17 protein-coding genes are annotated in these 15,137 nt (G+C 72.3%); 6 read left to right on the top strand and 11 right to left on the bottom strand.

Annotation, left to right across the window (positions count from 1 at the left end):
- Positions 1-10: 10 nt before the first annotated feature.
- Positions 11-484, top strand: a complete 474-nt coding sequence (locus tag JT362_RS14165; protein ID WP_260191651.1) for a carboxymuconolactone decarboxylase family protein — start codon at positions 11-13, stop codon at positions 482-484.
- Positions 485-689: 205 nt separating this feature from the next.
- Here the strand turns inward: JT362_RS14165 and JT362_RS14160 are convergent, their stop codons facing one another.
- The 5 genes from JT362_RS14160 to JT362_RS14140 form a co-directional block, all read right to left on the bottom strand.
- The gene (locus JT362_RS14160; protein WP_260191650.1) at positions 690-1,184 is read right to left on the bottom strand and encodes a hypothetical protein; all 495 of its coding nucleotides are present in this window, start codon (positions 1,182-1,184) and stop codon (positions 690-692) included.
- Positions 1,185-1,200: 16 nt separating this feature from the next.
- Positions 1,201-2,367, bottom strand: coding sequence for a phosphotransferase (locus JT362_RS14155; protein WP_260191649.1), 1,167 nt, complete (start codon positions 2,365-2,367; stop codon positions 1,201-1,203).
- Between the two features lie 72 nt (positions 2,368-2,439).
- Positions 2,440-3,102, bottom strand: coding sequence for a response regulator transcription factor (locus tag JT362_RS14150; RefSeq protein WP_260191648.1), 663 nt, complete (start codon positions 3,100-3,102; stop codon positions 2,440-2,442).
- The gene (locus tag JT362_RS14145; protein ID WP_260191647.1) at positions 3,099-4,565 is read right to left on the bottom strand and encodes a sensor histidine kinase; all 1,467 of its coding nucleotides are present in this window, start codon (positions 4,563-4,565) and stop codon (positions 3,099-3,101) included. The genes JT362_RS14150 and JT362_RS14145 overlap by 4 nt, the downstream gene beginning before the upstream one ends.
- Positions 4,549-4,887: a hypothetical protein gene (locus JT362_RS14140; RefSeq protein ID WP_260191646.1), complete on the bottom strand. Its 339-nt coding sequence runs from the start codon at positions 4,885-4,887 to the stop codon at positions 4,549-4,551. The genes JT362_RS14145 and JT362_RS14140 overlap by 17 nt, the downstream gene beginning before the upstream one ends.
- Before the next feature lie 147 nt (positions 4,888-5,034).
- On the opposite strand from JT362_RS14140, the gene JT362_RS14135 reads away from it, so the two are divergent.
- Positions 5,035-5,373, top strand: a complete 339-nt coding sequence (locus JT362_RS14135) for a PadR family transcriptional regulator (protein WP_260191645.1) — start codon at positions 5,035-5,037, stop codon at positions 5,371-5,373.
- A complete protein-coding gene (locus JT362_RS14130) occupies positions 5,370-6,293 on the top strand; it encodes a hypothetical protein (protein ID WP_260191644.1) in 924 nt (307 codons plus the stop codon). The genes JT362_RS14135 and JT362_RS14130 overlap by 4 nt, the downstream gene beginning before the upstream one ends.
- A gap of 42 nt (positions 6,294-6,335) precedes the next feature.
- On the opposite strand, the gene JT362_RS14125 is transcribed toward JT362_RS14130, so the two are convergent.
- A complete protein-coding gene (locus JT362_RS14125; RefSeq protein WP_260191643.1) occupies positions 6,336-7,256 on the bottom strand; it encodes a DUF1996 domain-containing protein in 921 nt (306 codons plus the stop codon).
- Between the two features lie 155 nt (positions 7,257-7,411).
- Between JT362_RS14125 and JT362_RS14120 the strand changes: the two genes are divergently transcribed.
- Positions 7,412-9,121 (top strand): discoidin domain-containing protein, encoded by a 1,710-nt coding sequence (locus JT362_RS14120; RefSeq protein ID WP_260191642.1) that lies wholly within the window; start codon positions 7,412-7,414, stop codon positions 9,119-9,121.
- Here JT362_RS14120 and JT362_RS14115 read toward each other — a convergent pair.
- Both JT362_RS14115 and JT362_RS14110 read right to left on the bottom strand, forming a co-directional pair.
- Positions 9,109-9,915: a nucleotidyltransferase domain-containing protein gene (locus JT362_RS14115; RefSeq protein WP_260191641.1), complete on the bottom strand. Its 807-nt coding sequence runs from the start codon at positions 9,913-9,915 to the stop codon at positions 9,109-9,111. The genes JT362_RS14120 and JT362_RS14115 overlap by 13 nt on opposite strands.
- Positions 9,912-10,334 (bottom strand): YkvA family protein, encoded by a 423-nt coding sequence (locus JT362_RS14110; protein WP_260191640.1) that lies wholly within the window; start codon positions 10,332-10,334, stop codon positions 9,912-9,914. Before JT362_RS14110 ends, JT362_RS14115 begins: the two co-directional genes overlap by 4 nt.
- A 69-nt stretch (positions 10,335-10,403) precedes the next feature.
- On the opposite strand from JT362_RS14110, the gene cmtR reads away from it, so the two are divergent.
- Both cmtR and JT362_RS14100 read left to right on the top strand, forming a co-directional pair.
- Entirely contained in the window at positions 10,404-10,757 is a 354-nt protein-coding gene (gene cmtR / locus JT362_RS14105; RefSeq protein ID WP_260191639.1) for a Cd(II)/Pb(II)-sensing metalloregulatory transcriptional regulator CmtR, read from the top strand.
- Positions 10,757-11,410, top strand: a complete 654-nt coding sequence (locus JT362_RS14100) for a cation efflux transmembrane domain-containing protein (RefSeq protein ID WP_260191638.1) — start codon at positions 10,757-10,759, stop codon at positions 11,408-11,410. The genes cmtR and JT362_RS14100 overlap by 1 nt, the downstream gene beginning before the upstream one ends.
- A gap of 315 nt (positions 11,411-11,725) precedes the next feature.
- Here the strand turns inward: JT362_RS14100 and JT362_RS14095 are convergent, their stop codons facing one another.
- Genes JT362_RS14095 through JT362_RS14085 form a run of 3 tightly spaced genes read right to left on the bottom strand, consistent with a single transcriptional unit; the run spans position 11,726 to position 15,134 of the window.
- Positions 11,726-13,114 (bottom strand): GH1 family beta-glucosidase, encoded by a 1,389-nt coding sequence (locus tag JT362_RS14095; protein ID WP_260192046.1) that lies wholly within the window; start codon positions 13,112-13,114, stop codon positions 11,726-11,728.
- Between the two features lie 50 nt (positions 13,115-13,164).
- Complete coding sequence (locus JT362_RS14090) at positions 13,165-14,175, bottom strand: ABC transporter ATP-binding protein (RefSeq protein ID WP_260191637.1); 1,011 nt, start codon at positions 14,173-14,175, stop codon at positions 13,165-13,167.
- Complete coding sequence (locus JT362_RS14085; RefSeq protein WP_260191636.1) at positions 14,172-15,134, bottom strand: ABC transporter permease; 963 nt, start codon at positions 15,132-15,134, stop codon at positions 14,172-14,174. Before JT362_RS14085 ends, JT362_RS14090 begins: the two co-directional genes overlap by 4 nt.
- Between the last annotated feature and the right edge of the window lie 3 nt (positions 15,135-15,137).

Genomic DNA, 15,137 nt, shown 5'->3' with positions numbered 1-15,137 from the left:
GGAGTCCACAATGGAAGCCCGACTGAACATCTTCGGCAACCAGGTCGCGGGCAAGATCATGAAGCACCTCAACATGGCGGGCAGGGCGGTGACGGACACGTCGCTGCCACTCGCCACCCAGGAGCTGGTGCGACTGCGCGCGAGCCAGATCAACGGCTGCGGCTTCTGCACCGACATGCACACCAAGGAGGCCATCGCGGCCGGGGAGACCGCGACCCGGCTGCACCTGGTCGCGACCTGGCGGGAGGCCACGGTGTTCACCGACGCCGAGCGCGCCGCCCTGGAGCTGGCCGAGCAGGGCACCCGCATCGCCGACGCGGCCGGCGGCGTCCCGGACGAGGTCTGGGCGAACGCGACCAAGCACTACGACGAGGACCAGCTCGTCGCCCTGGTGTCGATCATCGCGATCATCAACGCCTACAACCGGCTGAACGTCATCATCCAGCAGCCGGCCGGCGACTACCAGCCCGGCCAGTTCGGCTGAGCCGGCGTGGCCGGGGCGGCGGCGAGTCGTTCCCACTGACCATCCGCCCCGGCCACGCCTCGCGGCGAGGGGGTCGTTCGCCGCGGTCCTGTGGCGTCAGTCTGGCACTGGTGCTGTCGGCCGGGTCGGGCCCGGGCGAGCAGTGCGATGACGGACGCCTTCCGCGCGAGCCCGGGCGTCCCGCCGAACGTCGTCGGTCACCGCACTAGTCGGGGCTGTTCGCGCTCGCGCCGCTGTTGGCGCTGTTGCCGCTGTTGGCGGAGTCCGCGCCGCGCGGGGGCGCCGGGCTGTTGCCGGAGTCCGCGCCACCGCGGACCGGCGCCGGCGCGGGGCTGTTGGCCGACGCGGCGGCCGGGCTGTTGCCCGAGTCCGCCACCCGCACCGGCGCGGGCGCGATCTTCGCCGGGGCCGGGCTGTTGCCGGAGTCGGCCGCCGGCGCCTTGTGCCTCGGACCATCGGGCGAGTCCGCCGACCGGGCCGAGTTCGCCGACTGGGCCGACCGGGCGGAGTTGGCCGACTGGGCCGACGCGTTGGCGGTGTCGGCCTTCATCCCGCCGGTGTCGCCCTTCAGCTCCACCGCCGGCACCGGCTGTCGGTCCCGCAGCTCCACGTCGTCATTGGCCATCGCGATCCCCGCGCCGGCGAAGCCGGCCACGGCGATCGTCGCGCTGGCCACGATCCAGGTGCGCTTGATGTTCATTCTTCCGTTCCTCCTTCTATCCACGGTGGAGCCAGCGTTCGGCCAGCTCCACCCGGTCGGTGGTTGCCTGCTGCCACCCCGGCTCCTGCACCCGGTGCGGACCGGTGGCCAGGGACAGCACGACCGCGGCGGTACGCCTGGCGAGCGCCGCGGGGTCGAGGTCGCGAACGAACCGCCGGTGCAGCGACAGCCGCAGCCGGTTCAGCTCACCCGCGTGGTCCGGGTACATCAGGGCGAGCACCGCCAGGTGCGCGAGCAGACAGCCGGCGTCGTCGAGCCGCTCGCCCCGTCCGGCGGTGTCGATGTCCAGCACGCCGCTGACCCGCCCGCCGGTGACCATCAGCTGCGCCTCGTAGAAGTCGCCGTGCACCGGCACGTCCGGGCCCTCCGGCGTGTCGTGGTCGACGGCGGCGGCCACCGCCCGCGCCCGCGCGCCGAGCGCCGGCACCGACGTGGCGAGCACCTCCGCGTAGTGGCCCGCCTTCTGCCCCCACGTCACCCGCCGCTCCCCGGCGGCGAGCTCCGCCGGCAACCCGTCGAGCACCGCGACCACGTCGTCCGGGTCGAGGTCGACCCGCTCACCGGCCAGCAGCCGGTCACGCAGCGTGCGCCCGGCGAGTCCGGCGAGCACCAGCAGCCCGTCCTCGGTCCAACCCAGCGGTGCCGGCGTCGGGCAGCCCGCGTCGGCGGCGACCCGGTGCAGCTCGTACAGCGCGCGTACCTTCTCCGGCCGCAGCACCTTGACGAACACCGTCCCGCCCGGGGTCGCGACCTCGACGACCGCACGCCGCCGCGGCCGGTACGTGCGCACCCGCAGGGTCGCCGGCCCGCCCAGCCCGAGCCCGGCGACGAGCCGGCTCATCCGAGCGGGGTCGCACGCGGCCGGCAGCCCGGGAAGGTCCGGGTCGAACGGGAACCGCCACATGCCGACCTCGGTGTCGCCGTCGGTCAGCCGGGTGACCCCGTCGGGCAGCCGCCCGGACGCGGCCCCGAGCGCCTCGTCGGTGACCGACCCGTCCGTCCACACGACGCGCACGTCGTAGGAGACGGTGGTCCGCCCGCCCGGCTGGTGGTCGACCTGCCCGACGCTCCACTCCAGCGGTCGCCCACCCGCCTGCGCCAACACGGCGGCGACCAGGTCACCGGCGTCCGGCCCGGTCAGCAGGTCCTCGTTCGCTCTCACGACTACCAGAGTGCGGCCCGCGAATGACCCCCACCTGAGCCGGATGTGAAGGGACCTTCATCCGGGAGTGCGTCAGCGGCCGACGGCGTAGCCCATGCCGCGGATGGTGGAGACGCTGTCGTGGCCGAGCTTGCGGCGCAGGGCGCGGACGTAGACGTCGACGATGTTCGAGCCGGGGTCGAAGTCGTAGCCCCAGACGTGCGACAGGATCTGCTCGCGGGACAGCACCTGTCCCGGATGGCGCAGGAACAGTTCCAGCAGGGTGAACTCGCGCGCGGTGAGGTCCACCGTCCGGTCGCCGACCTTCGCCCGGCGGGTGCGCAGGTCCAGCGACACGGCACCGGAACTGAGCACGGTGGCCTCCGGGGCGTTGTCGGTACCGCGCAGCCGCAACCGGATCCGGGCCAGCAGTTCCTCGAACCGGAACGGCTTGGTGACGTAGTCGTCCGCGCCGCCCTCCAGCCCGGCCACCGTGTCCCGCACCGAGTCCCGGGCGGTCAGGATGATCACCGGTGTCGTCACCCTGGCCTCGCGCAGCCTGCGCAGCACGGCGAACCCGTCCATGTCCGGGAGCCCGAGGTCGAGCACCAGCAGGTCGAAGTCACCCGTCATGGCGAAGTCCACGGCACCGCGCCCGTTCCCGATGACCGTCGTCGAGAACCCGTTCGCCGACAGTCCCTTGCGGACGAACGACGCGATCCGCTCCTCGTCCTCCACGATCAGGATCCGGTTCACCGTGCACCCCCTGGCAACTCGATTCCGAACGTCGCCCCCGAGCCAGGGGTCGACAGCACCTTCACCGTTCCGTGGTGTGCCTCGGCGATGGCGCGGACGATCGCCAGGCCGAGGCCGGCGCCGCCGCGGTGTCCCCGGCCGCCGCCGGCGCGGGTGAACCGGTCGAAGATCACCTCGATCTCCGCGGGGGTCACGCCGGGCCCGGTGTCGGTCACCCAGAAGGACACGAGACCACCGGTCCGGGCGGAACCGACCATGATCCGGTCACCCGGTTCGGTGTGCTGCACGGCGTTGTGCGCGAGCTGCACCACAGCCTGGGTGACCCGCTGCGGGTCGACGTGCACGATGCCGACCCCGATGCCGTCCAGCCGCCAGTCCCGGTCGCCGAGTGCGCGCACCTTCGCGTCGACGTCGCTGGTCAGCTCGGCCAGCTCCACCGGCTCCGGCCGCACGAAGTCCGGGCGCTCGGCCTTCGCCAGCAGCAGCAGGTCGTCCACGATCCGGCTCATCCGGTCCAACTCGTCGGTGCACAGCCGCACCACCTCGGCCCGCTCGGCCGGGTCGCCGCCGGCGGGGTCCATCAGCTCCAGGTGCCCGCGCACGATCGTGATCGGCGTGCGCAGCTCGTGGCTCGCGTCGTCGAGGAACTCCCGCTGGGTGGCGAACGCCTGCTCCAGCCGGTCGAGCATCGCGTTGAACTGCTCGGACAGCGCGGCGATGTCGTCGTTGCCGGCGACCTGGATGCGGCTGGTGAGGTCGCGTTCGGTGATCTCGGCGGCGGCCTGCCGCACCAGCCGGACCGGCGCCAGGATCTGCCCGGCGACCACCCAGGCCGCGCCACCGGCGAACACCAGGCCGAGCAGCGACACCAGCGCGAGCGTGCGGATCGTCGCGTCGATCTCGGCGAGGTCCCGGTCGATGAGGTAGCCGACGACGTAGGCGCCGCGCCCACCGTCGGGCGCGGTGGTCACGACCTTGATCCACTGCATGTCGCCGGCGGGGGTCGACACCACCCCGGCCGACGCCGGTGAGGCGATGATCGTGTCGGTGATGTCCTGGTGTCGGTTGAGCGGGATCGGGCCGGTACGGGCCTGGTGCAGGTAACCGCCGCCCTCGATCCAGCCGAAGATGACCTCGTCGTCGTCCGGGTACTGCATCCGGACGTGGTTCTCCAGCAGGGCGTTCACGGTGGGGAACGGCTGCCGGGTGGTCTGGTCGACCCCGGTTCGGGCGACCTCGTGGTACTCCAGCGCCTCCTGCTCGAGGGCGGCGGTGGCGTCGGAGAACGCCTCCTGGCGCAGCAGGTTGCGGGTGATCAGGCAGACCGCGACGAGCACCACGGTCATCAGCACCAGCAGCCAGCACATGATCAGTACCCGTGCCGGCACGCCCCGCGTGCGCCGCTCCGGGGGAGCCGGGGGCGCCGGCCCGACCGGCGTGACCCGCTCAGTCGTCGTCGTCATCGTCGTCATCGTCGTCGTCGTCACCATCGTCGTCGTCGTCATCGTCGTCGACGACCGGTGGGGGCGGTACGACCTCCGTGCGCGGCGGCCGGGCCGGCGGCGGCGCCGGTGCCCGGGTCGTGGTCGTCGTGGTGGGTGAGGGTGTCGGGGTGGTCTCGGTCGAGGTCTCCGCCGAGCCGCTCACCGCTCCCTCACCGATCTCGACGACGTTCGGCACCCGCGGTGTCGGCGGATCGGCGGTGAGGGCGAAGGTGGCCAGGACGGCACCCAGCGGCAGCACGAGCGCCGCCGCCAGCACCGCCGTCCGGCTGGTGAACCGCATGTCACCACTATTCAGGCCGGTCGGGCGGCCGCCCATGAACCGGGGATGAGAAATCCTTCATCTCCGGATGGTCACCGCCCCGCGCTCCGCCGGCAACCCGAGGCGGGCGCCTTGCGGATAGTCAGATCATCGGTATATAACACTCACATGAGCGATGCTCCGATGCGCGAGCCGACCTTCCTGATCCTGACCGCGCTGGCCGCCCGCCCACAGCACGGGTACGGCATCCAACGTGACGTCCAGGAGATCTCCGGCGGCCGGGTCACCCTGCGCGCCGGCACCCTCTATGCCGCGCTCGACCGGTTGAGGGAGGACGGCTGGGTCGACGTCGACCGGGAGGAGGTCGTCGACGGCCGGCTGCGGCGCTACTACCGGCTGACCGAACCCGGCGCCACCCGGCTGGCCGCCGAGGTGGAGCGACTGCGAGCACATACCCGCGCCGCGCACAACCGCCTGCGCGCGCGCCTGACGGGAGGAACGGCATGACGGGCCTGGAAACCGGCTACCACCGACTGGTCGCCCTGTACCCACGCGACCACCGGGAACGCCACGGCGAGGAGATGCTCGGCGTGCTCATGGACGGAGCCACCGAGCACGCCCGGCCGGGCCTGCGGGAGACCGTCGACCTGCTGTGGGGCGCGGCCCGACTGCACCTGCGCCGAATGGTGACCGCGGACGGCAAGCCCACCCGGGACGTCTGGGCCGCCGTCGCCCTGCTCGGCCCGCTGGCCGTGCTGCTCGGCGCCGCCGGAGCACTGAACGAACTGCGCACGAGCTCGCCGGCCTCGTTGCTGGGACCGTCCCTCTCGCCCGGCGCCATGCGGTGGCAGGGGTCGCTTCCGGACCTGCCGGTGTGGGTGGTCTGGTTCGTCGTCGCCGTGCTCGCCCTGTTCCGGCTGCGGCGCACGGCCGCGGTCGGCGCCTGGCTGGGCACCGTCGGCTTCCTGAGCGTCCCGTTCATCGCCCCGGACCCCTCGATGCGGTGGTTGGCGTTGCACGCCGGATCGGTGGTGGCCGGCGTCGTGGTCGCGGCCGCCCTGACCTGGTCGCCCGGTCCGGCCAGGGGCTGGGAACTGGTGGGCGCCAAGCGTTTCACGGTGTTCGCCGGTGTCGTCGCCGCGACCGTCGTGCTGTTCGCCATCGCGCCGGGGCGGTACCACGACTCGGTGCTGACGTCGATCGGTTCGGTCCTGCTCGTCGGGGTCGCCGTGGCGGCTGGCGGGGCCTGGTCCAGGACCGGTTACCGGGCGGTGCTGATGCTGGGGCTGCCGGTCGTCCTGCCGGTGGTGCTGCTGTGGACACTGCGCATCGACCCGAAGACGGCGGTGCTGGCGGCGGGTTGCTACGGCCTGCTGGCGGTCGTGGTGCTGGCGGTCATCGGCACACCCCGCGCGCGGTCGGTGTGAGCCGAGCCCGGGGCCCGCGCGGGACGGGCCCCGGGCTCGCCGTCACGGCCGGCCCGGGAGCCGGTAGTTCTCGCCCAGCGCGGCGCCGCGGTGCGGCTTGTACTGGTCGTACCCGCGCGGGTCGCACTGCAGGCCGCCGTTGATGCAGTGCGAGACGAGGGCGGCGAGCGTCGGCGGGTCCCAGGCGTTGAAGAAGTCGTAGTGCCAGGAGTAGCCGCGTCCGCTGGCCAGGCGCACCCGCGAGGTGTCGCCGTCGACCGGGAACGCGATCTTGAACTCCAGCATCGGCACCGGGTTCGGGTGCGTCGACGGGCAGACCCCTTCGACCGGGTAGGCCATGTGGCTCTTGTGGTCGGCCGAGTCCAGGTGCACCCCGTCCCAGCAACTCGGGGCCTGGTAACGGATGTTGAGTTGGCTGCCCGCCATGCAGTGGGTCGGGAAGTCCCAGTTGAAGAAGTCGTTGCCGCACTCCCAGCCCTCGACCCGGCCGGGCGCGGTGCGGAACTCGTCGAGCGAGGCCATCGGGCTGCCGACCACGTACCGCAGGCCCGGCGGGAACGGGCGAACCGAGGTGTAGTCGAGCACGCCGGACTTGTAGTAGATGACCTGCCGCCCGATCGGCACGACCGGCTGGTCGCCGTCGAACATCGTCGGGAACCAGTACGCGGACAGGTCGTCCGGCGCGAGGCAGGACGTCGCGCCGAGCCCGGCGCCGCGCAGTGACTCCAGCGTGGAGTGGGCGTCGGTGGTGATGTTGCCGGCGAAGCTGTGGTCGTGCGACGCGCCGGGCAGGCCGGGGAAGACGATCGGGTCGTCGGGCGCCCGGTGCGTCACCGAGCAGTTGACCTGGAACTCGTGATGGGTGACGTCGTCAACCCGGAGATCGGCCTGGCTGGTGGGGGCGAAGGTCAGCAGCGCTGCGGTGGCCAGGCCGGCCGCCGCGGCGGCGAGATGTCGTCTCATGTACTCCTCCTCGGCAGGGTTCGAGGGAGAGCGCTCTCCCACAGCGTGGCACACCTGTCAAGGCGCACCCTTGACACCGGAAGGGGTGCCCGTACGATCGGAGACGAGTGGGAGAGCGCTCTCCGAACCCACTCGACCCTGCTGAGGAGACCGCGATGACGCGCGTTCGCGCCACCACGACGGTGGCGATCCTGGCCCTGCTGCTGGGCCTGCTGACCGTGCCCGCGCAGGCCGCACCGAGCGTGGTGCGGGTGACCGGCTCGCACGGCGACTGGCAGCTGACCGTCGACGGCAGCCCGTTCACGGTGCGGGGCCTGACCTGGGGCCCGCCGGTCGGCGAGGCCGCCGCCCGGATGCCCGACCTGCGCGCGATGGGCGTGAACACGGTCCGCACCTGGGGCACCGACGGCACCACCCGCCCGCTGCTGGACGCGGCGACGGCCAACGGCGTCAAGGTGATCAACGGCTTCTGGCTGCAGCCCGGCGGCGGCCCCGGCAGCGGCGGCTGCGTCGACTACGTGACGGACACGAACTACAAGTCCACCATGCTGGCGGAGTTCCTACGTTGGGTGAACGAGTACCGCGACCACCCTGGCGTGCTGATGTGGAACGTCGGCAACGAGTCGATCCTCGGCATGCAGAACTGCTACTCCGGTACCCAGCTGGAGGACCAGCGCGTCGCCTACACCCGGTTCGTCAACGAGGTCACCCGCGCGATCCACGCCGCCGACCCGAACCACCCGGTCACCTCGACCGACGCGTGGACCGGCGCGTGGCCGTACTACCGCGACCACGCCCCCGACCTGGACCTGTACGCCGTGAACTCCTACGGCGCGGTCTGCGACATCCGGCGCACCTGGACCGACGGCGGCTACACCAAGCCCTACATCCTCACCGAGGGCGGCCCGGCCGGCGAGTGGGAGGTCCCCGACGACCACAACGGCGTCCCCGACGAGCCCGGTGACGTCGAGAAGCGCGACGCCTACCCCGCTGCCTGGGACTGCCTGATGTCCCACGACGGCGTGGCGCTGGGCGGCACGATGTTCCACTACGGCACCGAGCAGGACTTCGGCGGCGTGTGGTTCAACCTGCTACCCGGCGACGAGAAGCGCCTGTCGTACTACTCGGTCGCCCGAATGTACGGCGGCGCCACACCGTCCAACACGCCGCCGGTGATCAGCGCGATGTCCGACCTCGGCGAGGTCCCCGCCGGCGGGAGGTTCACCGTCGACCTGTCGGCGTCCGACCCCGACGGTGACGCCATCTCGTACTCGCTCATGCTCAACGGCAAGTACATCGACAACGCCGGCGCGCTGGTGCCGGCCCAGTTCACCGGCACCGGCCCGTTCACCGTCACCGCGCCGGACCGGCTGGGCGTCTGGAAGCTGTACGTCTACGCGCGCGACGGCCGAGGCAACGTCGGCATCGAGTCCCGTTCGTTCCGCGTCGTCCCACCGACCGCGCCAGGAACCAAGCTGTCCCAAGGAAAGCCGACCACGGCGTCCTCCCACCAAACCCAGGGCGACGGCGCTCCCTTCCCGCCGTCCCTGGCCACCGACGATTCCCTGACCACCCGCTGGGCCAGCGACTGGAGCGATCCACAGTGGATCCAGGTCGACCTGGGTTCGGTGCGGCGGTTCGACCACGTGCAGCTGGTCTGGGAGACCGCGTACGGCCGTGCGTACGAGATCCAGGTCTCCGACGACGGCTCGACCTGGCGCCCGGTGCACTCGACCACCACAGCCGACGGGGGTGTGGACGCGATCGACGTGTCCGCGTCCGGTAGGTACGTGCGCGTCCACGCCACCCAGCGGGGAACGGGTTGGGGCTACTCGCTGTACGAGTTCGGCGTCTACCGCCGCTGAGCCGCCTCGACCGCACCGGCGCACCGGGCACGCACGGCGTCGGCGGCGGCCACCGGGTCCGCCCGCGCGACGAGCTCATCGACGTCGTGCAGCCCGGCCCGGGCGAGCAGGCCCTTCTCGTTGGTCACCCACTCACCCCGCGCGGCCAGGACCGCGTGTGCGGTCTGGGTCGCGGCCTGCACGACCAGCGCCGTCGCCTGGGCGGTCCGCCCGTGCGCGGCGTGCCCGTCGCGCGCGTACCCGAACACCAGCTCGGCCATGCCCCACCACACCCCGGGCGCCTCGCGCCGCAAGGCGTCCGGGTAGTCGGGCCGGGGCAGCTCCCCGCGCAGCACCCGGTGCGTAGCCAGCTCGCCGACGACCAGGTAGCTCGGGATTCCCGCCAGGTGGAACAGCAGCGGCTCGACCCGGAACCGCCCGGCCCGCGCCTCGACGATCTCGCGCTCGACGACGTCGAGGTCGCGGTAGTGCACGTCGACGTGCTCGCCGTCGACGGTCAGCCACGCGCCGCCGTTGAACACGCCGCCACCCCAGGCACCCAGCTCGGACACCTCGCCCGCCCACCCGATGTCGCGCAGGTCCCGGGGGTCGAACGCACCGCGGTAGTAGAGGGCGAGGTCCCAGTCGCTGTCGGGCCGGTGCGTGCCCCGCGCTCGCGACCCGCCGAGCGTCACGGCGCTCACCCCGGGCAGCGCGCCGAGCCGATCGACCACGGCGTCGAGGAAGGACACGACGGTTCCTCCAGGTCGGGTCGGGCGGCGCTTCCTGGCCAGATCGTACGGTCCCGTGGTCATGGCGGCTCCCGGTTCAGACCGGTGAGCCGGACGACGGCGGCGAAGCCGTCGTCGGTCCCCGGCCAGTGCGCGCGAACCGCGTCGAGCCCGGCGCGGCGGACGACGCCGCGCAGGACGACGGCGACGACGATGGCGTCGTCCGCGTAACCGAGAACGGGGATGAAGTCCGGGACCAGGTCGATCGGCACCGCCAGGTAGGCCAGCAGCAGACCGAGCCGGACGCGGACACCGCGCGGCAGCGTCCGGTCACCGGCGAGCCGGCGCACGAGCCGCAGCACGTCGGGCAGCAGCCGCAGCGTCTCGCGCAGTTCGTCGCCGCGCGGGCGGGCGACGAGCAGCACGACGACCAGGGCCAGCCACGCGACCACCAGCCCGGCGGCCACGCCGATGAGCAGGTCCCACCAGAACGAGCCGGTCATGCCACGCTCCCACCGGGATGACAGTTCAGTGCTTGCTGTTATATCAGCGGGCACTGTAATGTTCCATCCATGCTGACGTGTGAGACGCGGGAGTCGGCGCTGGCCCGCCTCGGTCGTGCCCTCGCCGACCCGACCCGCTGCCGGATCCTCGTCGCGCTGCTCGACGGGGTGAGCTACCCCGGCCTGCTCGCCACCCAACTCGGGTTGACCCGCTCGAACGTGTCCAACCACCTGGCCTGCCTGCGTGGCTGCGGCCTCGTGGTCGCGACCTACGAGGGGCGCCAGGTGCGCTACGCGTTGGCCGACGACCACCTGGCCCGCGCGCTCGGCGAGCTGGTGCAGGTCGTGCTGGCCGTGGACACCGAGGAGCCCTGCGTCGACGACGAGGCTCGGGCCTCGGACGTGGTTGCGGCGGGCAGCTGATGAGCGAGCGGGCAGCGTCGGCGACCGAGCGGGACGAGTGCTGCGCCCCCGCGAGACCCGATCCCCGGCGGACGTTGTTGACGCGCCGGGTGCGGCTGCTGGTCGGCGCGACGATCGTCTACAACGTCGTCGAGGCGGTCGTCGCGATCTCGGCCGGAATGGTCGCCTCGTCGACGGCGTTGATCGGGTTCGGGTTGGACTCGGTGATCGAGGTGGCGTCGGCCGCCGCGGTCGCCTGGCAGTTCTCCGGGAAGGATCCCGAGGCGCGGGAGCGGACCGCGTTGAGGGTGATCGCGGTGTCGTTCTTCGCGCTCGCGCTCTACGTCACCGTCGAGTCCGTCCGCGGTCTGCTGGGCGGGGAGCCGGCCGAGCACTCCACGGTCGGCATCGTGCTGGCGGCGGTGTCGTTGCTGGTGATGCCGTTCCTGTCCTACGCCCAGCGCCGCGCCGGCCGCGAGCTCGGCTCGGCCAGCGCGGTCGCGGACTCCAAGCAGACCCTGTTGTGCACCTACCTGTCCGGCGTGCTGCTGGTCGGGCTGCTGCTCAACTCGCTGTTCGGCTGGTCCTGGGCCGACCCGGTCGTCGCCCTGGTCATCGCCGCCGTCGCGGTCAGGGAAGGCCGCGAAGCCTTGCGCGGCGAACACTGCTGCTGACCGGGGTCGTGCTCCCGCTGGGACGGCGGCAGGAACCGGCGGACGATGCCATACCCCGGTAGTTCGCCGGTGCGGTGTAGGAGACGTGCTCCACGCCAGGACAGCCGGCGCGGCGCGCGACGACCTGACCGAACGGCGTGCCCCACCAGCCGGCAGGCGGCTCGAAGCGATCACCCGGGTGGAGCGCGGCGATCAGTCGGGCGGCGCACATCACCGCCGCGGTCTGATCCGCCCCGAGCAGCCGTTGCCGCACCACCGCGACCAACTGCTCGACCAGTGCGTCGTGCGAAACCGACACCGGAGGTGGTTCCGGACTCAGTGCCCGCGCACCCGGCGGATCGTGTCGCGGTACCAGAGGGCGCTCTGCTTCGGGGTGCGGACCTGGGTCTCGTAGTCGACGTGGACCAGGCCGAAGCGCTTGGCGTACCCGTAGGACCACTCGAAGTTGTCCATCAGCGACCACGCGAAGTACCCGCGCACGTCCGCGCCCCGCTGCCGCGCCGCCGCCACCGCGGCGATGTGCGACGACAGGTACGCCGTCCGGTCGTCGTCGCGGACGTACCCCCCGGCGTCGGCCACGTCGTCGAACGCCGCCCCGTTCTCGGTGATCACCATCGGCACCCCGGGGTAGTCGCGGCTCAGCCGTACCAGCAGCTCGGTGAAGCCCTCCGGCACGATCTCCCAGTCCATCGCGGTCACCGGGCGACCCAACGGAACAGTCGTCTGCACCGGATTGCCCTCGTCGTCCTCCGTCCGGCCCTGGGCGTCCACTCCGGACAGCCGGTGGCTGGAGTAGTAGTTCACCCCCAGCACGTCGATCGGCTCGCTGATGACCGCCAGATCCCCGTCCACCACGGGCAGCTTGACCCCGCGCACCGACAGGTCGTCGAGGATGTCGCCGGGGTACTGGCCGCGCAGCAGCGGGTCCAGGTAGATCCGCGCGCCCAGACCGTCCGCGCGCCGGGCCGCCTCCCGGTCGGCCAGGCTCTCGGTCGCCGGCATCGACGTGCCCATGTTGAGCGTGATCCCCAGCTCGACCGGCGCTGGCGCGGCGGCGCGCATCCGGCCGGCGGCCAGCCCGTGGCCGAGCAGCAGGTGGTGCACGGCCGCCATCGCGGCGGCGAAGTCCCGGCGTCCCGGCGCCTGCCGGCCCTCGTAGTAGCCGAGCATCGCCGAGCACCACGGCTCGTTCAGCGTCGTCCACGTCCGCACCCGGTCGGACAGCGCGTCGAACACGAGCATGGCGTAGTCGGCGAACCGGTGCGCGGTGTCCCGCTCCGGCCAGCCGCCGGCGTCCTCCAACTCCTGCGGCAGGTCCCAGTGGTACAGCGTCACCCACGGGTCGACGCCCTTGCCGAGCAGCTCGTCGACCAACCGGTCGTAGAACCCGAGCCCGGCCGCGTTCGCGGGACCGCGGCCGCCCGGCTGGACCCGGGGCCAGGCCACGGAGAACCGGTAGGTGTCCACGCCGAGCGACCGGATCAGCTCCACGTCGGCCGGCATCCGGTGGTAGTGGTCGCAGGCGACGTCCCCGTTCTCGCCGCCCTCGACCATGCCCGGCACCCGGCAGTAGGTGTCCCAGATGGACTGTCCACGACCGTCCTCGCCTGTCGCGCCCTCGATCTGGTACGCCGAGGTCGCCACGCCCCACCGGAAGTCCGCCGGCAGGCCGGCGATCAGCTCCGCCTCCGCGGCCGGCGCCATGGTCGCTGTGCTGTCCAAGATCCCATCCTCCGTTGTGTCGTTGAACCGGGTCAGGGTGTGACCCGCTCCGCGGTGTGCAGCCAGCAGGCCACGCTCCGGCCCGCGTCCTCCCGCCCGGCCGGCTCGGCCAGCTCCGGCGCCCGGTCGGCGCACGGGTCGAACGCCTTCGGGCACCGGGGGTGGAACGCGCACCCCGCGGGCATCGCGCGCAGGTCCGGCGGGGAGCCGGGGATACCGCTGAGTTCGCGGCGGGGGCCGCGCAGCGCGGGGAAGGAGTGCAGGAGCCCGTCGCTGTAGGGGTGCAGCGACGACCGGTACAGCTCGGCGGCCGGAGCGGACTCGACGATCCGCCCGCCGTACATGATCGCGATCCGGTCGGAGAACTCGACCAGCAGCGACAGGTCGTGGGTGATGAACAGCACGGAGAACCCGATCCGTTCGCGCAGCTCGACCAGCGTGGCGAGGATCTGGCGCTGCATCACGACGTCCAGCGCCGTCGTGGGTTCGTCCATCACCACCACGCGGGGTTCGAGCGCGAGCGCCATGGCGATCATCACCCGCTGCCGCATGCCGCCGGAGAGCTGGTGCGGGTAGCTGCCCAGCCGGTCGGCGTTGATGCCGACGAGCTTCAGCAGCTCGACGGCCCTGGCGCGGCGGGCGGCGGCCGTGGTGCGCGGCTCGTGCGCGGCGATCACGTCGGTGAGCTGGGTGGCGACCGTGTGCACGGGGTTGAGCGAGTTCATCGCGCCCTGGAACACGATCGCCACCTCGGCCCAGCGGAACCGCCGCAATCGTTTGCGGGACAACGACAGCAGCTCGATCGGCTCGCCGTCGCGCGGGTGGTAGGTGACCTGCCCGCCGCGGATCACCCCGGGCGGGGGCAACAGCCGCAGCATCCCGTAGGCCAGCGTGGACTTCCCGCTGCCGCTCTCCCCGGCCAGGCCGAGCACCTCGCCGCGGTGCAGGGTCAGGCTCACGTCCCGCACCGCACGCACCGCCGCGTCGCCGAGGCCGTAGTCCACCGACAGGTTCCGGATGGAAAGCACCGGCTCGCGGGTCATCGGGTCTCCTTCGCGGCGGGCAGGACCGGGGTGAACCCGACCCGCATCGTCACTCCGCGCGCCCGCTGCGGGCCGCCGCGCAGCCGAGGGTTGACGTACTCGTCGATGCCGAAGTTCACCAGGGCCAGCCCGGTGCCGAGCAGCGCGATCGCCAGCCCGGTCGGCACGAACCACCACCAGGCGCCCTGCGCGAGGGCCTGCTGGCTCTGTGCCCAGAACAGGATCGCGCCCCAGTTCCACTCGGACACCCCTGGCACGCCGATGAACGCGAGCGTGATCTCCGACAGCACCGCGAAGATCACCGTGGACACGAAGCTGGCGGCGATCACCGCGGTCAGGTTCGGCAGGATCTCGAAGCCGAGGATCCGCCAGGTGGATTCGCCGGTGGCCCGCGCGGCCTCCACGTAGTCGCGGCGGCGCAGGGACAGCGTCTGCGCGCGCAGCACCCGCGCGCCCCACGCCCACGAGGTGAACCCGATGACCAGCGCGATCGTCAGGTCGTTGGTCTCCGGCAGCGACAGCGTGATGATCAGGATCAGCGGCAGCGCCGGGATCACCAGGAACACGTTGGACACCGCGGACAGCGACTCGCCGCCCGCGCCGCCGAAGTACCCGGAGGTGACGCCGAAGACGATGGCGAGCACGGTGGCGACGACACCGGCGACGATGCCGACGAGCATCACGCTGCGGGTGCCGTCGAGGATCTGGCTGAACACGTCCTGGCCGAGATGGGTGGTGCCGAACCAGTGCTCGGCGCTCGGCCCGACGAGCAGGTCGTCGCCGCGCTGTCCCGGGTCGTAGGGCGCGATCCACGGTCCGATGACGGCGATCACCAGCAGGAACCCGAGGATGACCAGACCGGTGAGCACCTTGCCGTTGCGCAGGAACGACGAGCGGCGCCCGCGCTTGGCCGCCGGCTCCTCGGCCGGCGCGCTCAGCACGTCGGTGGGCACTGCCATGCG

Origin of the sequence: Actinophytocola gossypii (assembly GCF_025165815.1) — a bacterium.
Taxonomy (GTDB): Bacteria; Actinomycetota; Actinomycetes; order Mycobacteriales; family Pseudonocardiaceae; genus Actinophytocola; species Actinophytocola gossypii.
Note: the sequence above shows the minus strand (reverse complement) of the source record. Positions and strands in the feature narration are given on the sequence as shown.

Bases quoted from the DNA above. Each gene is read 5' to 3' on its own strand.
- JT362_RS14145 (WP_260191647.1), bottom strand. From the start codon at position 4,565: ATGACGACGACGACTGAGCGGGTCACGCCGGTCGGGCCGGCGCCCCCG.
- cmtR (WP_260191639.1), top strand. From the start codon at position 10,404: ATGCTGACGTGTGAGACGCGGGAGTCGGCGCTGGCCCGCCTCGGTCGT.
- JT362_RS14165 (WP_260191651.1), top strand. From the start codon at position 11: ATGGAAGCCCGACTGAACATCTTCGGCAACCAGGTCGCGGGCAAGATC.
- JT362_RS14090 (WP_260191637.1), bottom strand. From the start codon at position 14,175: ATGACCCGCGAGCCGGTGCTTTCCATCCGGAACCTGTCGGTGGACTAC.
- JT362_RS14125 (WP_260191643.1), bottom strand. From the start codon at position 7,256: ATGAGACGACATCTCGCCGCCGCGGCGGCCGGCCTGGCCACCGCAGCG.
- JT362_RS14095 (WP_260192046.1), bottom strand. From the start codon at position 13,114: ATGGCGCCGGCCGCGGAGGCGGAGCTGATCGCCGGCCTGCCGGCGGAC.
- JT362_RS14085 (WP_260191636.1), bottom strand. From the start codon at position 15,134: ATGGCAGTGCCCACCGACGTGCTGAGCGCGCCGGCCGAGGAGCCGGCG.
- JT362_RS14120 (WP_260191642.1), top strand. From the start codon at position 7,412: ATGACGCGCGTTCGCGCCACCACGACGGTGGCGATCCTGGCCCTGCTG.
- JT362_RS14160 (WP_260191650.1), bottom strand. From the start codon at position 1,184: ATGAACATCAAGCGCACCTGGATCGTGGCCAGCGCGACGATCGCCGTG.
- JT362_RS14115 (WP_260191641.1), bottom strand. From the start codon at position 9,915: ATGACCACGGGACCGTACGATCTGGCCAGGAAGCGCCGCCCGACCCGA.
- JT362_RS14130 (WP_260191644.1), top strand. From the start codon at position 5,370: ATGACGGGCCTGGAAACCGGCTACCACCGACTGGTCGCCCTGTACCCA.
- JT362_RS14135 (WP_260191645.1), top strand. From the start codon at position 5,035: ATGAGCGATGCTCCGATGCGCGAGCCGACCTTCCTGATCCTGACCGCG.
- JT362_RS14110 (WP_260191640.1), bottom strand. From the start codon at position 10,334: ATGACCGGCTCGTTCTGGTGGGACCTGCTCATCGGCGTGGCCGCCGGG.
- JT362_RS14100 (WP_260191638.1), top strand. From the start codon at position 10,757: ATGAGCGAGCGGGCAGCGTCGGCGACCGAGCGGGACGAGTGCTGCGCC.
- JT362_RS14140 (WP_260191646.1), bottom strand. From the start codon at position 4,887: ATGCGGTTCACCAGCCGGACGGCGGTGCTGGCGGCGGCGCTCGTGCTG.